This is a genomic window from Aquariibacter albus (genome assembly GCF_014145335.1).
Classification (GTDB): Bacteria; Pseudomonadota; Gammaproteobacteria; order Burkholderiales; family Burkholderiaceae_C; genus Aquariibacter; species Aquariibacter albus.
On sequence record NZ_JACIVI010000001.1, the window covers coordinates 280,488 to 303,910 of the forward strand.

Annotated in this window: 15 protein-coding genes and 1 other RNA gene; 5 read left to right on the forward strand and 11 right to left on the reverse strand. The window is 68.6% G+C overall.

Translation table 11 applies throughout. The features are described 5' to 3' along the window. Positions 1 to 73 precede the first annotated feature (73 nt). The 7 genes from rpsA to gyrA all read right to left on the reverse strand — a co-directional run bounded on the left by rpsA (position 74) and on the right by gyrA (position 10,587). The gene (gene rpsA / locus H4F90_RS01340) at positions 74 to 1,786 is read right to left on the reverse strand and encodes a 30S ribosomal protein S1 (RefSeq protein WP_182660735.1); all 1,713 of its coding nucleotides are present in this window, start codon (positions 1,784 to 1,786) and stop codon (positions 74 to 76) included. A 150-nt stretch (positions 1,787 to 1,936) separates the two neighbouring features. Further along, complete coding sequence (locus tag H4F90_RS01345) at positions 1,937 to 4,024, reverse strand: bifunctional 3-phosphoshikimate 1-carboxyvinyltransferase/cytidylate kinase (protein ID WP_182660737.1); 2,088 nt, start codon at positions 4,022 to 4,024, stop codon at positions 1,937 to 1,939. A gap of 61 nt (positions 4,025 to 4,085) precedes the next feature. Next, positions 4,086 to 4,982, reverse strand: a complete 897-nt coding sequence (locus H4F90_RS01350; RefSeq protein WP_182660739.1) for a prephenate dehydrogenase — start codon at positions 4,980 to 4,982, stop codon at positions 4,086 to 4,088. Between the two features lie 66 nt (positions 4,983 to 5,048). Further along, on the reverse strand, positions 5,049 to 6,158 hold the full coding sequence (pheA, locus tag H4F90_RS01355; RefSeq protein ID WP_182660741.1) for a prephenate dehydratase: 1,110 nt from the start codon (positions 6,156 to 6,158) through the stop codon (positions 5,049 to 5,051). Continuing rightward, a complete protein-coding gene (serC, locus tag H4F90_RS01360; RefSeq protein WP_182660743.1) occupies positions 6,151 to 7,305 on the reverse strand; it encodes a 3-phosphoserine/phosphohydroxythreonine transaminase in 1,155 nt (384 codons plus the stop codon). The genes pheA and serC overlap by 8 nt, the downstream gene beginning before the upstream one ends. 67 nt (positions 7,306 to 7,372) lie before the next feature. Then, a complete protein-coding gene (locus tag H4F90_RS01365) occupies positions 7,373 to 7,939 on the reverse strand; it encodes a DUF2059 domain-containing protein (protein ID WP_182660745.1) in 567 nt (188 codons plus the stop codon). Next, on the reverse strand, positions 7,936 to 10,587 hold the full coding sequence (gene gyrA / locus H4F90_RS01370; RefSeq protein ID WP_182660747.1) for a DNA gyrase subunit A: 2,652 nt from the start codon (positions 10,585 to 10,587) through the stop codon (positions 7,936 to 7,938). The genes H4F90_RS01365 and gyrA overlap by 4 nt, the downstream gene beginning before the upstream one ends. A gap of 328 nt (positions 10,588 to 10,915) precedes the next feature. Between gyrA and ompA the strand changes: the two genes are divergently transcribed. From ompA to ssrA, 5 genes are all read left to right on the forward strand, one after another. Beyond that, complete coding sequence (gene ompA, locus H4F90_RS01375; protein ID WP_182660749.1) at positions 10,916 to 11,590, forward strand: outer membrane protein OmpA; 675 nt, start codon at positions 10,916 to 10,918, stop codon at positions 11,588 to 11,590. Between the two features lie 129 nt (positions 11,591 to 11,719). Next, positions 11,720 to 12,421, forward strand: coding sequence for a bifunctional 2-polyprenyl-6-hydroxyphenol methylase/3-demethylubiquinol 3-O-methyltransferase UbiG (gene ubiG, locus H4F90_RS01380; RefSeq protein WP_407926150.1), 702 nt, complete (start codon positions 11,720 to 11,722; stop codon positions 12,419 to 12,421). A gap of 22 nt (positions 12,422 to 12,443) precedes the next feature. Beyond that, positions 12,444 to 13,139 carry an HAD family hydrolase gene (locus H4F90_RS01385; protein ID WP_182660754.1) on the forward strand — a complete coding sequence of 232 codons (696 nt, stop codon included), beginning with the start codon at positions 12,444 to 12,446 and terminating at the stop codon, positions 13,137 to 13,139. Positions 13,140 to 13,249: 110 nt separating this feature from the next. Further along, positions 13,250 to 17,224 carry a DUF748 domain-containing protein gene (locus H4F90_RS01390; RefSeq protein WP_182660756.1) on the forward strand — a complete coding sequence of 1,325 codons (3,975 nt, stop codon included), beginning with the start codon at positions 13,250 to 13,252 and terminating at the stop codon, positions 17,222 to 17,224. A gap of 49 nt (positions 17,225 to 17,273) precedes the next feature. Continuing rightward, positions 17,274 to 17,645: a transfer-messenger RNA gene (ssrA, locus tag H4F90_RS01395) on the forward strand. 163 nt (positions 17,646 to 17,808) lie between these two features. Here the strand turns inward: ssrA and H4F90_RS01400 are convergent. The 4 genes from H4F90_RS01400 to H4F90_RS01415 are packed head-to-tail and all read right to left on the reverse strand — an operon-like array spanning position 17,809 to position 23,415. Then, a complete protein-coding gene (locus H4F90_RS01400; protein ID WP_182660759.1) occupies positions 17,809 to 18,900 on the reverse strand; it encodes a hypothetical protein in 1,092 nt (363 codons plus the stop codon). Continuing rightward, the gene (locus H4F90_RS01405; RefSeq protein WP_182660761.1) at positions 18,900 to 20,576 is read right to left on the reverse strand and encodes an AAA family ATPase; all 1,677 of its coding nucleotides are present in this window, start codon (positions 20,574 to 20,576) and stop codon (positions 18,900 to 18,902) included. Before H4F90_RS01405 ends, H4F90_RS01400 begins: the two co-directional genes overlap by 1 nt. Further along, the gene (locus H4F90_RS01410; protein WP_182660763.1) at positions 20,573 to 21,964 is read right to left on the reverse strand and encodes a restriction endonuclease subunit S; all 1,392 of its coding nucleotides are present in this window, start codon (positions 21,962 to 21,964) and stop codon (positions 20,573 to 20,575) included. The genes H4F90_RS01405 and H4F90_RS01410 overlap by 4 nt, the downstream gene beginning before the upstream one ends. Further along, positions 21,961 to 23,415 (reverse strand): class I SAM-dependent DNA methyltransferase, encoded by a 1,455-nt coding sequence (locus H4F90_RS01415; RefSeq protein WP_182660765.1) that lies wholly within the window; start codon positions 23,413 to 23,415, stop codon positions 21,961 to 21,963. Before H4F90_RS01415 ends, H4F90_RS01410 begins: the two co-directional genes overlap by 4 nt. Positions 23,416 to 23,423 lie beyond the last annotated feature (8 nt).

Sequence of the window (23,423 nt, forward strand, 5' to 3'; positions counted from 1 at the left end):
AAGCCCCCGTTGCAGCCGGTCCGCGACGACCGGGGGCCCGAAGGCCGCCCGGCGCCGGGCCCTGCGGTGCGGATCAGTTGTTGCCCTGGTCCAGCTTGGCCTTCAGCAGGGCACCCAGGCTGGTCGTGCCGGCGTTCTCACGCTCGTTCGACTGCGAGATGCGCTGCATGGCTTCCTGCTGCTCGGCGCTGTCCTTGGCCTTGATCGACAGCTGGATCGAACGGGTCTTGCGATCCACGTTGATGATCAGGGCGGTGACTTCGTCGCCTTCCTTCAGCACGTTGCGGGCATCTTCCACGCGGTCGCGGGAGATCTCGCTGGCACGCAGGTAGCCGGTCACGTCCGGGGTCAGCTGGATCTCGGCGCCACGGGCGTCCACGGTCTTGACGGTGCCGGTCACGGTCGCGCCGCGGTCGTTCATCGTCGTGAAGGTGGCGAAGGGGTCACCGTCGAGTTGCTTGATGCCCAGGCTGATGCGCTCGCGGTCCACGTCGATGGCCAGCACCAGCGCCTCGACTTCCTGGCCCTTCTTGTAGTTGCGCACGGCGGCCTCGCCCGGCTCGTGCCAGGACAGGTCCGACAGGTGCACCAGGCCGTCGATGCCGGCGGCCAGGCCGACGAAGACGCCGAAGTCGGTGATCGACTTGACCGGGCCCGACAGCTTGTCGCCGCGCTTGTGGTTCTGGGCGAACTCTTCCCAGGGGTTGGCGCGGCACTGCTTCATGCCCAGCGAGATGCGACGCTTGTCTTCGTCGATCTCCAGCACCATGACTTCGACTTCCTCGCCCATCGTCACCAGCTTGCTGGGGGCGACGTTCTTGTTGGTCCAGTCCATCTCGGAGACGTGCACCAGGCCTTCGATGCCCGGTTCGATCTCGACGAAGGCACCGTAGTCGGCGATGTTGGTGACCTTGCCGAACAGGCGGGTGCTGTTCGGGTAGCGGCGCGAGACGCCGATCCAGGGATCGTCGCCCATCTGCTTCAGGCCCAGGCTGACGCGCATCTTCTCGGCGTCGAACTTCAGGACCTTGGCGGTCAGTTCCTGGCCGACCTGCACCACTTCCGTCGGGTGACGGACACGGCGCCAGGCCATGTCGGTGATGTGCAGCAGGCCGTCGATGCCGCCGAGGTCGACGAAGGCACCGTATTCGGTGATGTTCTTGACCACGCCGTTGACGATCGCGCCTTCGCGCAGCGTCTCGAGCAGCTTGGCGCGCTCTTCGCCCATCGAGGCCTCGACCACCGCGCGACGCGACAGCACAACGTTGTTGCGCTTGCGGTCGAGCTTGATGACCTTGAACTCCATGGTCTTGCCCTCGAAGGGCGTCATGTCCTTCACCGGGCGGGTGTCGAGCAGCGAGCCCGGCAGGAAGGCGCGGATGCCGTTGACCAGCACCGTCAGGCCGCCCTTGACCTTGCCGCTCACCGTGCCGGTCACGAAGTCGCCGGACTCCAGCGAGGTTTCCAGCGACAGCCACGAAGCCAGGCGCTTGGCCTTGTCGCGCGACAGCATGGTGTCGCCGTAGCCGTTCTCGATGGCGTCGATGGCCACCGCGACGAAGTCACCGACCTGGACTTCCAGCTCGCCCTGGTCGTTGCGGAACTCGTCGATCGGCACATAGGCTTCGGACTTCAGGCCGGCGTTCACGACCACGAAGTTGTGCTCGACAGCCACCACCTCGGCGGAGATGACCTCGCCGGCGCGCATGTTGGACTTGTGGAGCGACTCCTCGAAGAGCGCGGCGAACGATTCCGAGCCTTGGTAGGCGGGAGCGGTTTGGGGCATGGGGTCTTCCGGGCCGGCGGGCGCCGGCGGTATCGCCGCGGAGACGGCGGTTGATGGTTGAATCCGCGCCCCCGGGCGGCCCGTCGGGCCAGGGAGGGAGGGGCGCGGGCCCTGGGCGGCGGTGAGGCCGCCCATCCTGCGGGTCGGGCCTCAGGCGGCCGGAGCGTGCTCCGGGCCGTGCGGGGCCCCACCCTGCGCGTCATCCCACCATCGCAGCAGCTGTTCGACCGAGGCTTCGATCGACAGCGCCGAGTTGTCGAGTTGGCGCGCATCCTCGGCCGCTTTCAGCGGGGCGCTGCTGCGGGAACGGTCCCGCGCGTCGCGCGCCTCAAGGTCAGCCAGAAGGGCCGGTAGTGTAGCCGAGACACCTGCGGCGGCGAGCTGGCGGTGGCGGCGCTCGGCGCGCTGCGCGGCGCTTGCGGTCAGGAAGACCTTGAGCTGCGCGTCCGGGAAGATGACGGTGCCCATGTCACGGCCGTCCGTCACCAGGCCCGGGGCACGGCGGCAGCGGCGCTGCCAGTCGAGCAGGGCGGCGCGCAGCGCCGGCAGCGCGGCGATCTGCGAGGCCATCTGGCCGATGGCCTCCTCGCGCAGCCGATCCGTCACGTCCTCGCCCGGTGTGCCGAGCCAGGCCCGGCCGCCCTCGAAGCGCAGCGGCAGCGCGGCGGCGAGTGCCGCCAGGGCCGGCTCGTCGTCCGGGGCGATGCCGGCGCGCTGCGCGGCGAGCGCGCAGGCGCGGTAGAGCGCGCCCGAGTCCAGGTGGTGGTAGCCCAGCCGCTGCGCGACGCGCGAGGCCAGCGTGCCCTTGCCCGAGGCCGTCGGGCCGTCGATGGTGATCACCGGCACCGCGCCGGCCTGTGGCGTGACGAGGGCGAGGAAGTCGGCGAAGTAGTCCGGGTAGGTCTTGGCCACGCAGCCCGGATCCAGCACGCGCACCGCCACGGCCGGCTGGCCGGCGGCGCCGGGTGCCAGCGGGTTGAAGGCCGCCAGCGAGGCGCACATGGCCATGCGGTGGTCGTCGTAGGTGTGGAGGGCCGCGCGCTGCCAGGCGCCGGCCGGCGGCGTGACTTCCAGGAAGTCCGGCCCCTCGATCACGGTCGCGCCGAACTTCGTCAGCTCGGCCCGCATGGCGGCCAGGCGGTCGGTTTCCTTGACGCGCCAGCTGGCGATGTTCGACAGCCGCGTCGTGCCCTGGGCATAGAGCGCCATCACGGCCAGGGTCATGGCCGCATCGGGGATGGCATTGCAGTCCAGATCCACGGCCTTCAGCGGCCAGGCGCCGCGCTTCACGAGCAGGGCATTGGCTTCCATCGTCACGTCGGCGCCCATGGCGCGGGCGGCGTCGACGAAGCGGATGTCGCCCTGGATGGAGTCGGCCCCCACACCCTCGATGCGCAGCGGCGCGTCGACCGCGGCGATCGCCGCCGCGCCGATGAAGTAGGACGCCGAGGAGGCATCGCCCTCCACATGCACCGCACCGGGCGAGCGGTAGCGGCTGCCGGCCGGGAGGGTGAAGCGCTGCCAGCCCTCGCGTTCGACCGCGATGCCGAAGCGCGCCAGCAGCTTGAGCGTGATCTCCACATAGGGCTTGGAGATCAGCTCGCCCTGCACCTCCACCTGCAGCGCCCGGTCCTCGGCGACCAGGGGCAGGGCCAGCAGCAGGGCGGTGAGGAACTGGCTGGAGACGTCGCCTCGCACGCGGATCGACGCGTCCAGCGCCAGCGCGCCGGGGCCGCTCAGGGCCAGGGGCGGATAGCCTTCGGTGCCGGTGCAGGCCACCTGGCAGCCCAGCGGGCGCAGGGCCTCGACCAGGTCGCCGATCGGCCGCTCGTGCATGCGCGGGATGCCGCGCAGGCGGAAGCCGGCGCCCGTCGTGCCCTGACGGGCGGCCAGCAGGGCCAGGGCCGCGGCCAGCGGGCGCATGGCCGTGCCGGCATTGCCGAGGAAGAGGTCGGCCTCCTTCACCGCCAGCCGGCCACCCAGGCCGGTGACGGCCAGCGGGCCGCCCGGCGTGGCGCTGGGCGTGACGGTGCAGCCCAAGGTGCGCAGCGCGTCCAGCATGACGGCGGTGTCGTCCGAGGCCAGCAGGTCGTGCACGAGCGTCGTGCCCTCGGCCAGGCCGGCCAGCAGCAGCACGCGGTTGGAGATGCTCTTGGAGCCCGGCAGGCGCACCGTGCCGCCGAGGGCGACGAGGGGCGGCAGGTCGAGGAAGGGCGGGCGGTCGGCGGAGGCGGACATCGGCGGGCAGTTCACGGGGCGCGCAGCCGGGCCGGCCGCGTGCGGGATCGGGGGAAGGACTTCAGTCGCCCGCTGCGGCGGGCGGGCAGGCGGCCGGGCCACCCATCGTCCAGGCGCTGCGGCCGGCTGCGGGCGTGCGGATCAGCGCCTCCAGCGCGGCGGCGTCGCCGGCCTGCAGGGCCTGGCGGTGGCGGGCGAGTTCGGCCTCGAAGAAGTCGAGCTGGCGCAGCACCTCGTCGCGGTTGGCGGCCAGGATGTCGCGCCAGACGGCCGGGTCGCTGGCGGCGATGCGCGTGAAGTCGCGGAAGCCCGGCCCGGCCAGGGCCAGGTGGGCGGCCCCATCGGGCTGGGCGGCCACGGCCTGGAAGGCGGCGAAGGCGATCAGGTGCGGCAGGTGGCTGACGGCCGCGAAATGCGCGTCATGCGCTTCCGGGCTGAGCTGGCACACGCGGCTGCCGAGCGCGCGCCACAGCGCGGCGGCGGCCTCCACCCGGGCGGGCGGGTTCTCCGGCAGCGGGGTGAGGATGAGCGTGCGTTCGCGGTAGAGCCCGGCTTCGGCATGGTCCAGGCCGGCCTTCTCCTTGCCGGCGATCGGATGGGCCGGCACGAAGTGGGCCAGCCTCGGACCCAGGCTGCGCCGCGCCGCGGCGACCACATCGCGCTTGGTCGAGCCCACGTCCATCAGCAGGGCGCCGTCCTCGATCGCAGGCGCCAGGGCGGCCAGGCTGGACGCGGTGGCGGCCACCGGCACGGCCAGCAGCAGCAGGTCGCTGCCGGCGGCGGCCTCGGCCGGGCTGGCCGCGCCGGCGTCGATCACGCCGCGCGCCAGCGCCTTCTGCACGGTGGCCGGCGAGGCGCTGTGGCCGACGATGCGCCGCACCAGGCCGGCCTCGCGCAGCGCCAGCGCGAAGGAGGCGCCCATCAGGCCGCAACCGATCAGGCCGAGCTGCTGGAACATGGGGCAGGGAAGCGAAGGGGGAGGGCCGCAGCGGGCCGGGCACCGGCCAGCGACGCGCCGGCCGGTTCAGTGCACGTCGAGCGGATAGGTGCCGAGCAGCTTGTAGTAGTCGCAGACGCCGCGCAGGTCGCGCAGGGCCTGGGCCACTTCGGGCTGGTCGGGGTGACCCTGGAGGTCGATGTAGAAGTAGTAGGCCCACTGGTCGGCCGTGCGTGCCGGGCGCGACTCGAAGCGCGACATGGACACGCCATGCTGCTTCAGCGGCACCAGCATGTCGTGCACGGCACCGGGCCGGTTCGTCACCGAGACGACCAGGCTGGTGCAGTCGTGGCCCGAGGCCCGCGGCGCCGGGTGGCGGTCCGGGTGGGTGACGATGACGAAGCGGGTGCGGTTGTTCGGATCGTCCTGGATGGCCGGCGCGGTGATGTGCAGGCCCCACTCGCTGGCCGCGCGCTCGCTGGCGATGGCGGCCAGACGCGGATCGGCCGCGGCCAGGCGGGCCCCCTCGGCATTGCTGGCCACCGGCCGGCGCTCCACGCCCGGCAGGTGGTTGGACAGCCAGCCATGGCACTGCGCCAGGGCCTGCGGATGGGCGCAGACCGCCTCGATGGCCTGCAGGCTGTTCTCGCGCCGCAGCAGGTTGTGGCGGACGAAGAGGCTGGTCTCGCCGATGATGAAGAGCGGCGTGGTCAGGAAGAGGTCGAGCGAACGGGCGACCACGCCTTCGGTGGAGTTCTCGACCGGCACCACGCCGAAGTCGGCGGCGCCGGCCGTCGTGCTGCGGAAGACCTCGTCGATGCTGGTGCAGTCGACCCGCGCGATCGAGCTGCCGAAGTAGCCCAGCGCCGCCTGCTCGCTGAAGGTGCCGGCCGGGCCGAGGTAGGCCACGCGGGTGGGCGTCTCCAGCGCACGGCAGGCGCTCATGATCTCGCGCCAGATCGGCGCGACGCTGTCGTTCTTCAGCGGTCCGGGGTTGCAGGCTTTCAGGCCGTCGATGACCTGGGCTTCGCGCTCGGGGCGGAAGACGACCGAGCCTTCGCGCTTCTTCAGCTCGCCGACCTCGCCGGCCAGCGTCGCGCGGCGGTTCAGCAGGGCCAGCAGCTCGCGGTCGACCGCATCGATCTGGTCGCGCAGGGCCAGCAGGGCCGGGTTGGCCGGCGTCGGGGTGTCAGCCATGGCGGCGCTGGAAATCCTGCATGAAGGCGACCAGGGCCTCGACCCCGGCTTCCGGCATGGCGTTGTAGATGGAGGCGCGCAGGCCGCCGACCACCTTGTGGCCGCGCAGTGCGCTCAGACCGGCGGCTTCGGCCTCGGCCACGAAGCGATCGGTCAGGGCCGTGCTGGGCAGGAAGAAGGGCACATTCATGCGCGAGCGGTCGGCCACCGCGACCGGGTTGCGGTAGAAGCCGCCCGAGCCGTCGATGGCTGCGTACAGCCGGCCCGACTTGGCGAGGTTGCGCCGCTCGATGGCAGCCACGCCGCCCTCGCCCTTCAGCCACTGCAGCATCAGGCCCAGCAGGTAGATCGGGTAGGTCGGCGGGGTGTTGAACATCGAGCGCTGCTCGGCCGTCACCCGGTAGTCGAACACGCTGGGGCAGATCGGCAGGGCCTGGCCGATGAGGTCATCGCGGACGATGACGACGGTGATGCCCGAGGGGCCGAGGTTCTTCTGCGCACCGGCGAAGACCAGGGCGGCCCGGGTCCAGTCGATCGGCCGCGAGGCGATGTTCGACGAGGCATCGATCACCAGCGGGGCTTCGCTGCCGAGCGCGCGCAGGTCCGGCAGCTCGTGCAGCTCGACGCCATGCACGGTCTCGTTGCTGCACACGTGCACATAGCTCGCGTCCGGCCGCAGCGTCCAGCCGGCGGCGGGCGGCATGTGGGTGTGGCCGCTGTCCAGGGTGCTGGCGGCCAGGGCCACGTCGCCGTAGCGCTGCGCCTCGGTCCAGCTCTTGCGGCTCCATTCGCCGGTGAGCACCACGTCGATCTTGCGGGCCGGGCGCCGCGCCACCAGGTTCAGCGGCACGATCGCGTTCTGGCCGATCGCGCCACCCTGCATGAACAGCACCTTGAAATGGGCCGGGATGGCCAGCAGCTCCCGCAGGTCGGCCTCGGCTGCGGCCAGGATGCCTTCAAAGGCGGCGCTGCGGTGGCTCATCTCCAGCACGCTCACGCCGCTGCCCCGGTAGTCCAGCATCTCGGCGGCGGCCTGCTCCAGCACGACCTGGGGCATGGTCGAGGGGCCGGGCGAGAAGTTGAAGATGCGCCGCGGGGCAAGTGCGTTGGCGGCCAAGGCAGCCTGCGAGGTGAGGGGAGCGTTCATCGCGAAGGGATGGGTCGACTCGGTCGGAGGGGCGCCACCGGCCCGGCGGCAGGGGCCCGTCGGGGGCTCAGGGCTTGGGTGCGCTGGCCGGCGGGCTGAGGTTCAGCCCCAGCGCGGCACTCATCTGCTGGTCGAGCAGCTTGATGCGCTCCTGCAGCTCGCCGCGCATGTCGCTCAGCAGCCGCTCGGCAAGCACCTTGTTGATGTCCGGCAGCACGGTCTGCATCTTCTTGGCGACCGGCGATTCGTAGAAGACCACGATCTGGCGGATCTCCTCGTCGCTGAACTTCTGCTCGATCTGCGGCAGCAGCAGCTGCTGCGCGAGGTCGGCGGCGCGGCGGCGGGCCACCGGCAGCGTGTCGTCCATGTACTTGCGCGCCGCATCCTGGATCTGCCGGGCCGCGGCCTCGCGCTTGTCGGCCGGCACGCGCGCGCGCAGCACCGTCTCCGCCGAGCTGAGCAGCTGCCGCACCGGGTTCTCGACCAAGCCCCGCGCCACCGCGTCCAGCGTGCTCTGCTGGATGGCCAGCAGCTTCTGCGCGTTCTCACGGCTGGCCGACAGGGCCGGCTGGGCGAGCAGCATCAGGCCCAGGCTCAGGGCAAGCGGGCGCAGCGAGAGGGCAGGGCGGTTCATGCCGAGTCTCCGGAGGGGGAAGAGGGGTCACCGCCGCCGGCCTCGCCCTCGGGGGCGCCGCCGTCCTGGGCGTCGTTCTCGACGATGCGCTGCAGGCCGCTGAGCTTGGCCCCCGCATCGAGCGCGATCAGGGTCACGCCCTGGGTCGCGCGGCCGAGCTCGCGGATCTCGCCGACCCGCGTGCGCACCAGCACGCCGGTGTCGGTGATCAGCATGATCTCGTCATGCGCACGGACCAGGGTGGCCGCCACGACCTTGCCGTTGCGCTCGCTCTGCTGGATGGCGATCATGCCCTTGGTGCCGCGGCCATGGCGGGTGTACTCGACGATGCTGGTGCGCTTGCCGAAACCGTTCTCGGTGGCCGTCAGCACGCTCTGCGTCTCGTCTTCGGCCACCAGCATGGCGATCACGGTCTGGCCCGGCTCCAGCGCCATGCCGCGCACGCCGCGGGCGGTGCGGCCCATGGGCCGCACATCGCCTTCGTCGAAGCGCACGGCCTTGCCGCCGTCGCTGAAGAGCATCACATCATGCTGGCCGTCGGTCAGGGCTGCGCCGATGAGGTGGTCGCCCTCGTCCAGGTCCACGGCGATGATGCCGGCCTTGCGCGGGTTGCTGAACTCGTCCAGCGCGGTCTTCTTGACCGTGCCCAACGCGGTGCCCATGAAGATGTAGTGGTCCGCCGGGAAGCTGCGGAAGGCGCCGGTCAGCGGCAGCACGACGGTGATCTTCTCGCCGGGCTGCAGCGGGAACATGTTCACGATGGGCTTGCCGCGGCTGGCTCGGCCGCCCTGCGGCACCTCCCAGACCTTCAGCCAATAGACACGGCCGCGGTCCGAGAAGGCCAGGATCCAGTCGTGCGTGTTGGCGATGAAGAGCTGGTCGATCCAGTCGTCTTCCTTCGTCTGCGCAGCCTGCTTGCCGCGGCCGCCACGCTTCTGGGCGCGGTACTCGGCCAGGGGCTGGCTCTTGATGTAGCCGGTGTGGCTGAGCGTGACGACCATGTCGGTCGGCGTGATCAGGTCCTCGGTGCCGAGCTCCTGCACGTTGTGCTCGATCACGCTGCGGCGGGCGCCGACCTTGGTCTGGCCGAATTCCTGGCGCAGCGCGATCAGTTCGTCGCCGATGATCGTCGTGACCCGCTCCGGGCGGGCGAGGATGTCGAGCAGGTCGGCGATCTGGGCCATGACCTCCTTGTACTCGCCGACGATCTTGTCTTGCTCCAGGCCGGTCAGGCGCTGCAGGCGCATCTGCAGGATCTCGCCGGCCTGGTCCTCGGACAGGCGGTAGAGCCCGTCGGCCTGCAGGCCGAAGGCGGCGGGCAGGCCCTCGGGGCGGAAGGCCTCGCGGCCGCCCGGGGCCTGGTCGGCGGCGCGGGCGAGCATTTCGCGCACCAGGCTCGAATCCCAGGCCTGGGCCATCAGCGCGGCCTTGGCCAGCGGCGGGGTCGGCGACTCCTTGATCAGGCGGATGAACTCGTCGATGTTGGCCAGCGCCACCGCCAGGCCTTCCAGCACATGGCCGCGCTCGCGGGCCTTGCGCAACTCGAAGACGGTGCGGCGGGTCACCACTTCGCGGCGGTGCTCCAGGAAGATGTCGAGCAGCTGCTTCAGGTTGCACAGGCGCGGCTGACCGTCGATCAGCGCGACCATGTTCATGCCGAAGCTGTCCTGCAGCTGGGTCTGCTTGTAGAGGTTGTTCAGCACAACCTCGGGCACCTCGCCGCGCTTGAGCTCGATCACCACCCGCATGCCGGACTTGTCCGACTCGTCCTGGATGTGGCTGATGCCCTCGATCTTCTTCTCGTGGACCAGCTCGGCGATGCGCTCGAGCAAGGTCTTCTTGTTCACCTGGTAGGGGATCTCGTCGACGATGATCGCCTGGCGCTGGCCGCGGTCGATGTCCTCGAAATGCACCTTGGCGCGCATCACCACCTTGCCGCGGCCGGTGCGGTAGCCCTCGCGCACGCCGTTCGTGCCGTAGATGATCCCGGCGGTGGGGAAATCGGGCGCGGGCACGATCTCCATCAGCTCCTCGATCGTCGCTTCGGGCACCTTCAGCAGGTGCAGGCAGGCATCGACGATCTCGTTGAGGTTGTGCGGCGGGATGTTGGTGGCCATGCCGACCGCGATGCCGGCCGAGCCATTGACCAGCAGGTTGGGCAGCCGGGTGGGCAGCACCAGCGGCTCCTTCTCGGAGCCGTCGTAGTTGGGGCCGAAGTCGACGGTGTCCTTGTCGATGTCGGCCAGCATCTCGTGGGCGATCTTGGCCAGGCGGATTTCGGTGTACCGCATGGCCGCCGCGTTGTCGCCGTCGACCGAGCCGAAGTTGCCCTGGCCGTCGACCAGCATGTGGCGCAGGGAGAAGTCCTGCGCCATCCGCACGATGGTGTCGTAGACCGCCGTGTCGCCGTGCGGGTGGTACTTACCGATCACGTCGCCGACGATGCGGGCGGACTTCTTGTAGGGCCGGTTCCAGTCGTTGTTGAGCTCGTGCATGGCGAACAGCACGCGCCGGTGCACCGGCTTCAGGCCGTCGCGTGCGTCCGGCAGGGCCCGCCCCACGATCACGCTCATCGCGTAGTCGAGGTAGGAGCGGCGCATCTCCTCCTCAAGGCTGATCGGGAGGGTTTCCTTGGCGAAGGCGCTCATGCAGCAAAGGGCAAGACTCGAAGGGGCGGCCGCCGGGGCCGGAGGGTGGGCGCGGTCGCCGCGCAAGCCACCGGGCCGCCGACTTCCGGACGCACCGGAGGCAGGCCGCCAACCCGGCCCTGGACCAGCGAGTGTAAGGTGCGTCGCTTGTCGCCCGAGGGCAACATGCGAGCCTGGGCAGGTGCTGTCATGAAGCCCTCACTTGCCGGGCAAAAGGCCTATGGCAGAATCTTTCCGGCAGGCGAAATGCCTTGCAGCTCGGCTTCATTCCGGCTTGCACAACCCTCTGACGTTCGTGGCGGCGCCTGCGAACAGCCCAAGGAGCATCATGAACAAACTGAACAAGATCGCAATGGTGGTGGTTTCGGCGGCCCTCGGCGCCTGCGCCACCGGCACCCCGGCCCCCGGCACGATCGACAACTGGCGTGCGGCCGACGGCACCGTCTGGAAGAACGGTTCCAACGAACACTGCTGGCGTGATGCCTTCTGGACCCCGGCCACCGGCGTCCAGGGTTGCGATGGCGTGCCGGCCCCGGCGCCTGCGCCCGCTCCGGCTCCGGCCCCCGCGCCGAAGCCTGCGCCCGCCCCGGCCCCGGCGCCCGCTCCGGCCCCCGCCGTCGTGCCGGCCCCGGCGCCCGCCCCGGTCAGCGAGAAGGTCACCTATGCGGCCGATGCCTTCTTCGACTTCGACAAGGCTGTGCTGAAGCCCGAAGGCAAGGCCAAGCTGGACGATCTGGTCGCCAAGACCCAGGGCCTGAACCTGGAAGTCATCATCGCCGTCGGCCACACCGACTCGGTCGGTGCGGACGCCTACAACCAGAAGCTGTCGCTGCGTCGCTCCGACGCCGTGAAGGCCTATCTGGTCGACAAGGGCATCGAGAAGAACCGTATCTACACCGAAGGCAAGGGCGAGACCTCGCCGGTCGCCGACAACAAGACCAAGGCCGGCCGCGCGCAGAACCGCCGCGTCGAGATCGAGGTCGTCGGCACCCGCAACAAGTGAGTTCCGGGGCGCAAGCCCCGCTCACCGCGAAACCCCGCTCCGGCGGGGTTTTTTCTTGGTCCCGGCGAAGAGGGCGGGTAATGCGGCGTGTCGGCCGGCCTGCCGATCCCAGCCGCTAGCATGCTGCCCATGAGCAATGTCGACCCCCAGGAGCTGGCGAAATTCAGCGAGCTCGCCCACCGCTGGTGGGACCCCGAGAGCGAGTTCCGCCCGCTGCATCAGATCAACCCGCTGCGCCTCGAATGGATCGATGCGAGGGTCGGCGGTGTTGCGGGCAAGCGCACCGTCGACGTCGGCTGCGGAGGCGGCATCTTGGCCGAGTCCATGGCCCGCCGCGGGGCCCAGGTGCTCGGCATCGATCTGGCGGGCAAGCCGCTGAAGGTGGCGCAGCTGCATGCGATGGAAGCCGGGGTGCAGGGTCTGGCCTACCGCGAGGTGGCCGCAGAGGCCCTGGCGGCCGAGCAGCCCGGCAGCTTCGACCTCGTCACCTGCATGGAGATGCTGGAGCACGTGCCCGATCCGGCGTCCACGGTGCGTGCCTGCGCCCAGCTGGTCAAGCCGGGGGGCTGGGTGATCGCGTCGACGATCAACCGCAACGCCAAGGCCTTCCTGTTCGCGATCGTCGGTGCCGAGTACGTGCTGCGCATGCTGCCGCGCGGCACCCACGAGTACGCGAAGTTCATCCGCCCGAGCGAGCTCGCCCGCCATGCGCGCGAGGCCGGGCTCGATGCGGTCGCCGGCTGTGGTCTCGAATACAACCCGCTGACCCGCCGCTACTGGCTCAGCGAGGACCAGAGCGTGAACTACATGCTCGCCTTCCGCCGACCCTGAGCGCTGCCGCCGTCCTGCACCGATGAGTTCCTCTGCCCCTGCCCGGCGGCCGGTCTTCCCCGCGCGCGCCGTGCTCTTCGACCTGGACGGCACGCTGGCCGACACCGCCCCCGACTTGGGCGGCGCCCTCAACCGCCTGCGGGCCCGTGCCGGCCTGCCCCCCCTGCCGATCGCCGAGCTGGCCCGGGTGGCCTCGTCGGGCGCGCGCGGCATGATCGGTTACGGCCTCGACCGCCATCCCGGCGACGCCGACTACGAGACCCTGCGCCTGGCCTTTCTCGACGAATATGCCGGCGCGCTGACCCGCGACTCGCGCCTCTTCGACGGCGTGGCCGAGCTGCTGCAGGCCCTGGCGGCTCGCGGTCTGCGCTGGGGCATCGTCACCAACAAGGCCATGGTCTATGCCGAGCCGGTGGTCCAGGGCCTGGGCCTGGGGGGTTGCGCCGTGCTCGTGGCCGGCGACAGCACGCCGCATCCCAAGCCCCATCCTGCGCCGCTGCTGGCCGCCAGCGCGGCCCTGGGCCTGGCGCCGGCCGACTGTGTCTACGTCGGCGACGACGAGCGCGACATCCAGGCCGCCCATGCCGCCGGCATGCCCGGGGTCGCTGCCGCCTACGGCTACCTCGGCCTGGGCACGCCCCTGGCCGCGTGGGGGGCCGAAGCGGCCATCGACCGGCCCCTCGAGCTGCTCGACCTGCTCGCTGCCGAGCCGTCCTGAGCACCGTCCCGGGGCCGATCCCGGTTTGACCCTGGCCCGACCGCTGGCGACACTGCGCCGCCGCATCCCCCGCCTCACCGCCTGCCGCCATGCTCCGCCTGCCGCATGACTTGCCCGCTCGCCTCCGGGCCCGATTGCAGCGGCATCGCCGCCTGCTGCTCGCGCTGGCGATCGCCGCCCTGGCCTGGACGCTGGTCGCCAGCCTGATCCTGCCGCGCGTGCTGCGCCCGCAGCTGCTCGACGCGGCCAGCCAGGCCCTGGGCGCGCCGGTGCGGCTGCAGGCCCTGCGCATCACGCCCTGGGCCCTGGCCGTGCGGCTGGAGGGCCTGGAAGTCGGGCCCGAGGGCCAGCCCTGGCTCGCCGTCGAGGCGCTCGAGCTGAACCTGTCCAGCGAGTCGATCTGGCGGCTGGCGCCCGTGCTCGACCGCCTGCAGGTCCAGGGCCCGCGCATCGACCTGGCGCGCGAGGCCGACGGCCGACTCAACATCGCGCCGCTGCTCGACAAGCTGGCCACCCCAGCCGATGCGCCGCCGCCCCCGGGCGAGCCGCTGCGCTACGCGCTCAACAACCTCAGCCTGATCGACGGCGACGTCCGCTTCCGCGACGCGATCAGCGGCGCCACCCACCGCATCGAGGCCCTGCGCATCGGTCTGCCCTTCCTTTCCAATCTGCCGAGCCAGGTCGCCATCGAGGTGCAGCCCGAGCTCTCGGCCCGCATCAACGGCAGCGATTTCGCGGCCCGCGCCCAGGCCCTGCCCTTCGGCGCCCGGCCCGAGGCCCGCCTGCACCTTGCCTGGCAGCAGGTCGACCTGGCCTGGTGGGCCGAGGCCCTGCTGCCGCTGGCCCGGCCCCTGCTGCCGCAGCCCCTGCCGGCCAGCGTGCAGGCCGGTCGGCTCGACCTCGCGCTGGACCTCGTCTTCCAGGCCCCGGCCGAGGCCGCCGCCACGCCGCGCGTGCAGGTGCTGGGCGAGCTGGCGGTCGACGGCCTGCAGATCGCCGCGCCCGGCCATGGCGGCCTGCTGCACTGGCAGCGCCTGCACCTGCGTGGCCTGGACCTGGAGCCCCTGGCTCAGCGCCTGAGCCTGGCCGAGCTGAGCCTGCAGGGTCCGGCCCTGGGCCTGGACCTGGCCAGGCTGCGCGATGCGCTCGCGCGGCCGCTTCCGGCCGCCCCGGGGATGGACGCAGCGGCGGCGCCAGCGGCCCCGGCCGCCCCCCGTGCTCCGTGGCAGTGGACGATCGACCGTCTTCGGCTTGACGACGGCCGGCTGCAGCTCGGTGGCGAGCTGCCGGCCCTGAAGCCGCCGCCGCCGCTGGCCCTGGGCGCCGCCGCGCCGGCTGGCACCGCGGCGGCATCTGCCGCGAGCGCACCCGCCGCTCCGCCCGCGGCCCTCGCGCAGGCCGAGGTCGAGACCCTGGAAACCGTCCAGGACCCGGAGGGGCCCTTGCGTCTGCAGGGCCTGGCCGTCGAACTGCTGGGCCTGCGCAGTGCGGCCGATGCCCCGCCGGCCCGCCTCAGCCTGCATGCCGTCGACAGCCGCGGCGCCCGCCTGCAGCTCGGCGGCACGCTGCAGCCCCTGGGCGGCGCCCTGCAGCTGGAGGCCGAACTGCAGGACCTCGGCCTTGCGCCCTGGCTGCAGGCCCTGGCCCCGCTGCTGCCGCAGCCGCTGCCGGTCCGGCTGTCCCAGGGCCGTCTGGGTCTGCAGGCCCGCATCGTCCAGGCCCCCGCCGAAGCCGGTCGGCCCGCCGTCCTGGCCGTGCAGGACGCAAAGCTGCGCCTGGCCCAGCTCGATGTCTCGCCCGCGGTCCCCACGGCCGAGCCGCCCGCACCGGCGCTGCGTCCGGGCCGTGCCGGCGCCCGCACGGCCCCGCCGGCCCGTGCCGCCGCGCCGCGCAGCGCCCTGTTGCGCCCCGTCACACCGGCCGAGGACCGCCTGCGCCTGCGCGAGCTGCGGCTCGAGGGCCTTCAGCTCGAGGGCCTGGGCGGCCCTGCCGCGCCCCGGCTCGACATCGCCCGGCTGGAACTCGACGGTCTGAACCTGGCCGCCACCCGCGCCCGCAGCGCCACGCTGCCCTGGCTGGCCGGATGGGTGCCGGAGCCGGCCGCGAAGCCCGCCACCGCCCGCCCCGCGCCCCAGGCGGCCGCGGCGCCGCCGCTGCGCTGGCAGCTGGCCGAGCTGCGCTGCACGGATTGCGCGCTGCGCTTCGACGATGCGGCCGTGCAGCCGACCGCCACCGTGGCGCTCGACCGACTGCAGCTCAAGCTCAGCGGCCTGGGGGCCGACCTGGGGCGCAGCCTGGGTTTCCAGCTCGACACCCGCGCCCAGGGCACCGGGCGCCTGCAGCTCGACGGCACCGTGCGGCCGCAGCCCCTGCAGCTGCGCAGCAAGGTCGACCTCTCGGCCCTGCAACTGGCCGTGCTGCAGCCCTACCTCGACCCTTACCTGAACCTCGTGCTGGCCCGGGCCGAGCTGGGCGCGCGTGGCGAGCTGCAGCTCGACGGCAGTGCCAAGCTGCCGGTCGAGCGCGCGGCCTGGAAGGGCCAGGCCTCGGTCGATCGCCTGCTCGCGCTGGACCGGCTCAACGACGCCGAGTTCGTCCGCCTCAAGCGCTTCAGCCTGAGCGGCAGCCAGTTCCGCTGGACGCCGCAGCGCCTGCAGGCCGACCTCGGCAGCATCCTGCTCGACGACTTCTACGGCCGCGTGATCATCAATGCCAATGCACGCTTGAACCTGGCCGACATCGTCAAGCGCGAAGGCGAGCAGGGCGAACGTTCGATCACCACGCCCGATGCCTCGGCCGGTGCGGCCGCCGCAGCGCCCGCAACGCCCCCAGCACCCGCCGCCTCGGCCCCTGCCGCGCCGGCCGGCCCGCCGCCCGAGCTGCGCTGGACGGCCATCGAGCTGCGCGGCGGCCGTGTCGACTTCACCGACAACTTCATCAAGCCCAACTACTCGGCCCAGCTGACCGAGCTGCAGGGCCAGGTCTCGGCCGTGGCCTGGGACGACCCGCGGCCCGCCACCGTCGCCCTGGCCGGCAAGGTCGACAGCGGCGCCCCCCTGTCCATCGACGGCACCGTGCACCCGCTCGGCGCGCGCCTGGCCACCGACCTCACGGCCCGCGCCCAGGGCATCGAGCTGACCCGCCTGTCGAGCTATTCGGGCCGCTATGCCGGCTACGGCATCGAGAAGGGCACGCTGTCGGTCGAGCTGCGCTACCGCATCGAGCAGGGCCAGCTCGAAGCCAGCAACCGCATCGTGCTCAACCAGCTCACCTTCGGCGACAAGGTCGACAGCCCGGATGCGCTGAAGCTGCCGGTCCAGCTCGCCGTCTCGCTGCTGCAGGACCGCAACGGCGTGATCGACATCGACCTGCCGATCCGCGGCAGCCTGGACGATCCGCAGTTCTCGGTCGGCCGGGTGATCCTGCGCGTCATCGTCAACTTGATCGGCAAGGCCATCACCGCGCCCTTCAGCCTGATCGCCAAGGCCTTCAGCGGCGGGCCGGGGGGCGACGACCTGGGCGACCTGCGCTTTGCGCCCGGTTCGGCCCAGCTCGACGCCGCCGCCCGGGCCCGGCTCGACAAGATCGCCCAGGCCCTGGCCGACCGCAAGGGCCTGCGGCTGGAGGCCACCGGCCAGGCCGATCCCGGCGTGGACGTGCCGGGCCTGCGCCAGCAGGCGGTCGAGCGGCAGATCCGTGCCGCCAAGGCCCGCGCCACCCGCGCCGCACCCGAAAGCGTCGAAGTCGATCCCGCCGAGCGCACGAAGTGGCTGGAAGTCGCCTACAAGGCCGCCGACCTGCCCGGCAAACCGCGCAACCTCATCGGCCTGCAGAAGACCCTGCCGCCCGAGGAGATGGAAGCCCGCCTGGCCGCCGCCGTGCCCACCGCCGAGCCGCAACTGCGCGCCCTAGCCGACGAGCGCGGCAACCAGGTCAAGGCCTATCTCAGCGCCAAGCTGCCGGCCGAGCGCGTGCTGCTGACCCGCTCGCGCCTGGTCGAGCCGGCGGCGGCGCCTGCTGCCGCAGCATCCGCCCCGGCGGCCGCCGACGCAGGCGGCCCGCGCGTGATCTTCAGCATCCAGTGAGGCCCGGCCCGCCCTGCGGGCTGGGCCGCTGGCCTACACTCCGCCCCCTGGGCCCGACCTGGCTTCGACGTGGGTGCGGACTTGGAGCGGGGCATGCCGAGCATCAGTGAGCTCGTAAATCCAGCTGAAACAAACCAACTGCGAACGACGAACGTTTCGCCCTCGCCGCTTAAACACCGGTGAGCGTCTCAACGGCAGGCCGATGGGCCGGGTCCGATCCGCAAGGTGAAGGCTGAGACGTCATGCACATCGGCTGGTCGACCGTCGGGTTACTTGGCGTTCGGCGAGATCTAGGTGACTGGCGCTGACCGTAGCGTGCTCCTGCGCGACGGCAGCGTGAGATCCAAATCAGGCGGCTAAGCATGTAGATCTGCCCGGGAATGGCTTGCGGACGGGGGTTCGATCCCCCCCGGGTCCACCATCTCTTCAAAGGGGCTTGCGCGAAGGCGCAAGCCCCTTTTTTATGACTTCAAGCATTGGACTGCACCATGAGCAATCCTCAAGTTCATTTCACAGATGCAAGCCTTAAGTTCAACAGCCCCGCATGGGGCTGTTTTTCTTTGGAGCTCGCTGGCGATCACCGTTCATTGAAAGAACAGCGCCTCCATGTCCTGAATCGCTTGCGGCGTAGGAGTAGTCGCCTGACGCAAAGCCTCACGGCTTCGTGGATTCATGCCGCTCACCGCCGCGTAGACACGGGCACGCCAGTAGTTGAAGGGCGTCAGCCGTTCTGCCTGGGCTTTGGCAAGGCGGACCTCGCGGAGCTTCAGCAGAAAGGATGCATCGTTGGGCGCGTGAGCATCCTCGGCCAACTTTGCGGCCAACTCTTTGAACTCGCCCTCCACGCGAGACTTGATCTCGTAGACGTCATCCCAGGTGGAAAGCTTCTCTTGTCGATCAGGATCAGCGCTCCGGAGGTTCACGACGACGCGTGGAAACAGCTCGTTCGCGTCATCGACGACCACCTCGATCTCTTGCAACGACGCTTGCTCGGTCCAAGGTGAAAAGCTGAGGCGACGGACTCCAGCCTTGAGAACCAAATCCTTGGCCAGCTTGGCTTTGGAGTTGCAGGTGTTGCAGATGGGTAGCAAGTTCTTGGGATCGACTCCGTATAGTGGGTACAGATCCTTTGCCAGAAGATGGTCGTACGGGCCGCGCCACTGCTCGTTGTCGTTCTCGTCGGCCCGAACCTGAGCAAGGTATTCCGTCCCGCAAACGCAGCACACATTGCCATTGCCCGGCGCGTCGCGCTGGCGGAAGCGCGCGTAGTGGTCGTCGATGCACTCACCACATGCCTGCTCTACGCCATTGAGCTTCGCAGTGCGCTGGAAGAGGTGAACAGCAAGGGCCTTTAAGGCAGGAAAGACCGCTTCGGGTATGGCTGGTAGCGGCGCGTCACGATCAGACAGGAAAGCACAGGGATCAGTTCTCAATACCAACGCGTCCCTGAGAGCTTGCTTTTGCCCCTGACCAAGCGCCGTCAGCTTTGCCGTCAGGGCATCAACTGCAGCACGAGTCGGCTGATTTCCCGCTATCGCAGCACACAAGCCGACCGGGAGGTGTGTTTCATCCACTGGTCGGCTTTCCAGCGCGGCCAGCAGCCTCTCCACGAGAAATAGGTTGAGCCCGTCAAAAACCTTCGACTGCTCAAGGTCCGGTCTGATTGCAAACAGCATCAGCTAGCCTGCAACTTGTTGATGAGGTACGAACGTTCCATCGACTCGCCGACGGAGTCTTCGAGCCAGTCCAACTTCTGTTGATTCGAAAATTGCCGATCTGCGAGCCGCTCACGAATTTCTTGGACAGCCGTCTCGGAGATCGTTGCGTGCAGGTTGAAGTGCTTTTTGATCAGCACGTCAAACGATGCGCCATAGGTTTCTCCTGGCGGATTCGTCATGTGAGTCACACCGTCGACCTTCCTGAAGTGGAAGACCGCTTCGCGAGGCAGCGAAGAGACCAGAAACGGCGAGTGCGAGGAGATGATGGCCTGGGCTTTTCCGTTGGCCTCATTCGCCTTTTCAAAGTCCAAATGAAATCGCGTGCGCCAGCTTGGGTTCAGGTGCGTTTCGGGCTCGTCGTATAGAAACAGCGTCTCATCGTCCCCGAAGAGTCGCACGGCGCCAAGTGTCAACAGAAGCTGTACTTCTCCATCGCTCAAGTCGTCAAACGCGACGGTACGCTCGCCATCCGACATCCAGAGCTCCTGCACAGACAGTGGGAGCTTCCCTTTCAGCGGCTTCTCTACATGACCTTGGAAGCTATCGCGTCGCAGCGCGCGCTTTACGGCCCCCGACCATTCATCGACGCCCAGCAGTTGTAGCTTGTACAAGGCCGAGAACCACTGGTCGGGCTCTCGCGAGTTGTCAACCATCCTACGGATGACTTCCGGGTCCGCGAAATCGATCTCGATGTCGCCGGCCAAGTAGTCGAGTTCCAGCAACTCATACTCGGGCTCGCTGGTTCGTGGGGAGATCGGCGTACACCTGTGCGGTCCCGCCAATTCGATCAAGCGCTTGATGTCGCGAGCGTTGTCCGAAGCAGTCGCCTGCCCACGCAGGTCGTATCTCAATACCACACGCGTTGGATGGCGGAAAGGGATTTCATCCCAAACCTCGTCACGATCAGCATGTGGGAGCATGCCGAGTAACGCGATCAGCAGCGCTGCGCAGTCATAGTCGAGGAAGAGGTTTCTGGGGATCGCTGTATCGGTCTCGCGCAGCCTGAAAAGGCCCGATTCGGGATCCTCCCCTTCGGCAGCAAATATTCCCGGGTTACGCCTGAGATAGCGCTCATTGATGGCCAGCGTTGCCCTTTCATCCACTTCAGGCAGCGCAAGCTCTTTCTTCAAGTTCGCCCTGACCCGAATCACGTCAAAGTACTGAAGCGCATTGCGCATGAAGGCTCGTTGAAGGTTCTCGGACATGCCAGAGGCGTATCCGATGACCCGCGGTAGCGCCAAGTCTTCCAATGAGCCAGCCGCCGTGATCTCACTCCATGTCCCTCGGGCCGGCTGCGCAACACCATCGCGAGGCTGGTCAACGAGCTGATACACAGCAAGACGAAGACCATCCCGCGTGTCCACGGCGAACCGGCGTAAACCTTCGTAGCGAGACGAAGCCATCTCGTAGGTAACGCGAAAGTCATACCCCAGCGGCGCACGTACCCGGAAGTCCTGTCGCTGCAGCCGCTCAAGGAAGGCAAAGGCCTCAGCGATGAGTTCCATCACCTGCGACTTGCCTGAGCCGTTGGCGCCGATGAGGACGGCCACGTCTCCCCTCACCGATGAGAAGTCAAAGGCCTGATCCCTCAGGCCTTTGTATTGCCCGAACAACTCGATCGAGAGCAGCTTCATACAGCGCTTTTCCGTCCGCGTCTTGTGCTGGTCGACGGTGCTTCCTGCTCCAGTCGGCGCAGCAGTTCACTCGCCGGTTCGTCGTTCGGGTCTTGGGGCACCAGTTCGCCTCGGAAGGCCTTGGCCAGCAGGGCCGGAGTCAGGCGTTCGGTGGCGGTCTGAGCGGCTTGCAGGCGGGCTTCGAGGCGGTCGGCGAAGGCGAACAAGGTTTCGACGCGGCGGACGATTTCGGCTTGTTCTTTGACAGGAGGAAGCGCTAATGGAATGTCAAGGAACTGATCATTTCTCAGATGGACCTGGGTCGCCCCAACCTTTTCTCGTTTCATCACCTCTCTATATATGGGGCTATTTGAGAAGTACATGAGAAACTTGGGTAGGGTGTTGTCGGCCACAGATAGGGCATACATACCCTGTGTGGGCAAGGCAACCTCCGTACCCATGAACTGTGCAATGAGCCCGAGGAAGTCCGCCTTGTTGGAGAGGTCCCGGAGGGTTACCAACAAGTCGCCCTTCTGTACCAGCTTTGTACCATGTAGCTCTGCAAACTCTTTAGGTACACGCTTCTGATCCTGCTTTTCCGCAAGCCTTCCATACAGCTTGATATCTCCCTTGTTGAGGGCGAGCACCCCAGCAGGTGCATAGTGTTCAACACTTGGGCTAGCACCGCCCGTCATGGATGTGATGCAGTGCCGCAACGTTGTTCTTTTCCAGTTGAGCGGGATATCGCCAACATCTGGATGTGAATCGTTGCGCCAATCCACTGTCAGGCGCCCCGAGGTGGCGGCGGCGAGGACGGACTGGCGGAAGCGTTTGAGGATGGGGGCGACGCGGGCCAGGCGGGTGTTGACGGCGTCCACGCGGGAGAGGACGGTGTCGAGTTTGTCGGCGATGCGTTTTTGCTCATTCCAAGGTGCGAGCGGAACAGTCAGTTCGGAAAGCTTCCCTACAGAAATGTTGGCGATATTGGTCGTTTGACTGGAACCCTCACGCAACTTGCTCTGAACATTGCTGCTACGCAGGAAGTGATATAGGTAGCCGCCATCTATCGCGTGTGTTGGACGTACAGCAGCGAGGAAAGCCCCGAATGCTGCAGGTTGCGGAACATTGATGGCACGTGCCACCTTGCCAACGAGCTCATAGCTGTTGGCCATGGACATCAGCACATCACCTTCGCGAACAAGTTGCTCGTCTCTTTTTACGTAGCTCGTTGGAACGTAGTACACATCGTCCCATTCGAGCCTCTGCTGCACATTGGTCGTTCTGAGACAGCAGACATAGCCATGGGCAAGGTCGTTTCGCTTTTCTCCAGCAGGAAACGTAATCCCGCGTACAACATGGGCAGCTTGGGAGAGCTTTCCATACTCCCAATTCTTTGGCAGGTCGCTCATTGCTGTTCGCCCAGTTCAGCCAAGATCGCCTCCAGTTCCGCCAGTGCTCCGTTCAGTTCCTCCACCGTTTCGCGCGCCAACACTGCAGGTTCGGGCAGGTCGGCTGCGTCTTCCGCGCTGTCGTCCTTGAGCCAGGCGATGTCCAGGCTGTCGCCCTTCTCGCCGGCGATCCAGTCGCGACTGAAGCGACGAAAGCGCCCCTGTTCGCCCTGGTCTTGCCGCGCGGCTTTGCCGTTGGCTTCGTCGCCGTACGCGGCGATGAAGTCAGTGAAATGCGCGTCGGTAAGCGGGGTGCGTTTGCCGAACTTGGGCGCGTTGGCGCGCATGTCGTACACCCACACTTCCTGCGTGCTGCCGGTGGCGGCCTGGCTGACCTTCTCAAAGAACAGCACGTTGGTTTTGACGCCTTGGGCGTAGAAAATGCCAGTGGGCAGGCGCAGGATGGTGTGCAGCCGGCACTTATCCATCAGGTCGCGGCGGATGTCGGCGCCCACGCCGGCCTCAAACAGCACGTTGTCGGGCAGCACCACGGCGGCGCGACCGCCGTCGCGCAGGTGGCGCACGATGTGCTGCACAAAGGCGAGCTGCTTGTTGCTGGTGGCAAAGGTCAGGTCGTCGCGCGTGGGGCCGCCACCGCCCTTGGCGGTACCAAAGGGTGGGTTGCTGAGGATGATGTGGCTCTTGGGCAGGCCGCTGCCGGCGCTGCCCAGCGTGTTGCCCACGTGCACCACGCCTTCGGCGTCGCCTTCCATGCCGTGCAGCAGGCAGTTCATCAGCGCCAGGCGGCGGGTGCCGGGCACCAGCTCCATGCCCAGGAAGGCCTGGTTACGCTGAAACTTCCGCTCCTTTTCGCTGAGGTTGTAGAGGTCGTCGGTCTGGTCTTTGATGTAACGGTCGGCCGCGATCAGGAAGCCAGCGGTGCCAGCGGCCGGGTCTTGAACGGTTTCGCCGGGCTGGGGTTTGATGACCTGGACGATGGCGTCGATCAACGGGCGGGGCGTGAAGTACTGGCCGGCGCCACTCTTGGTTTCGCTGGCGTTCTTTTCCAGCAGGCCTTCGTACAAGTCGCCCAGGCCGTCTTGCCGGGCGCTGAACCAGTCGATGCCGTCCAGACTTTTGACGAGCTGTTCCAGGTGGCGCGGCTCTTTCAGGCTGGTCTGCGCGTCGGCGTAGATGGCGGCGATCAGCCGGTCGTCACTGGCGGAGAGCTTGAGCAGGGTCTCGCGGTAGTGGCGCAGCAGGTTCAGGCCGCTCTTGTCGCGCAACTCGGGCCAGCGTGCGTAGGCCGGCAGCTTGTGGCTTTGCAGGATGCCGCTCTCGGTGTTTTCGTGCTCCATTTTGATGAAGAGCAGCAGGACGAGTTCGGTGACGTAGTCGCTGTAGTTGATGCCGTCGTCGCGCAGCACGTCGCAGAGGTTCCAGAGCTTCTGGACGATATCTTGAGTAGTCATTTTTGAGT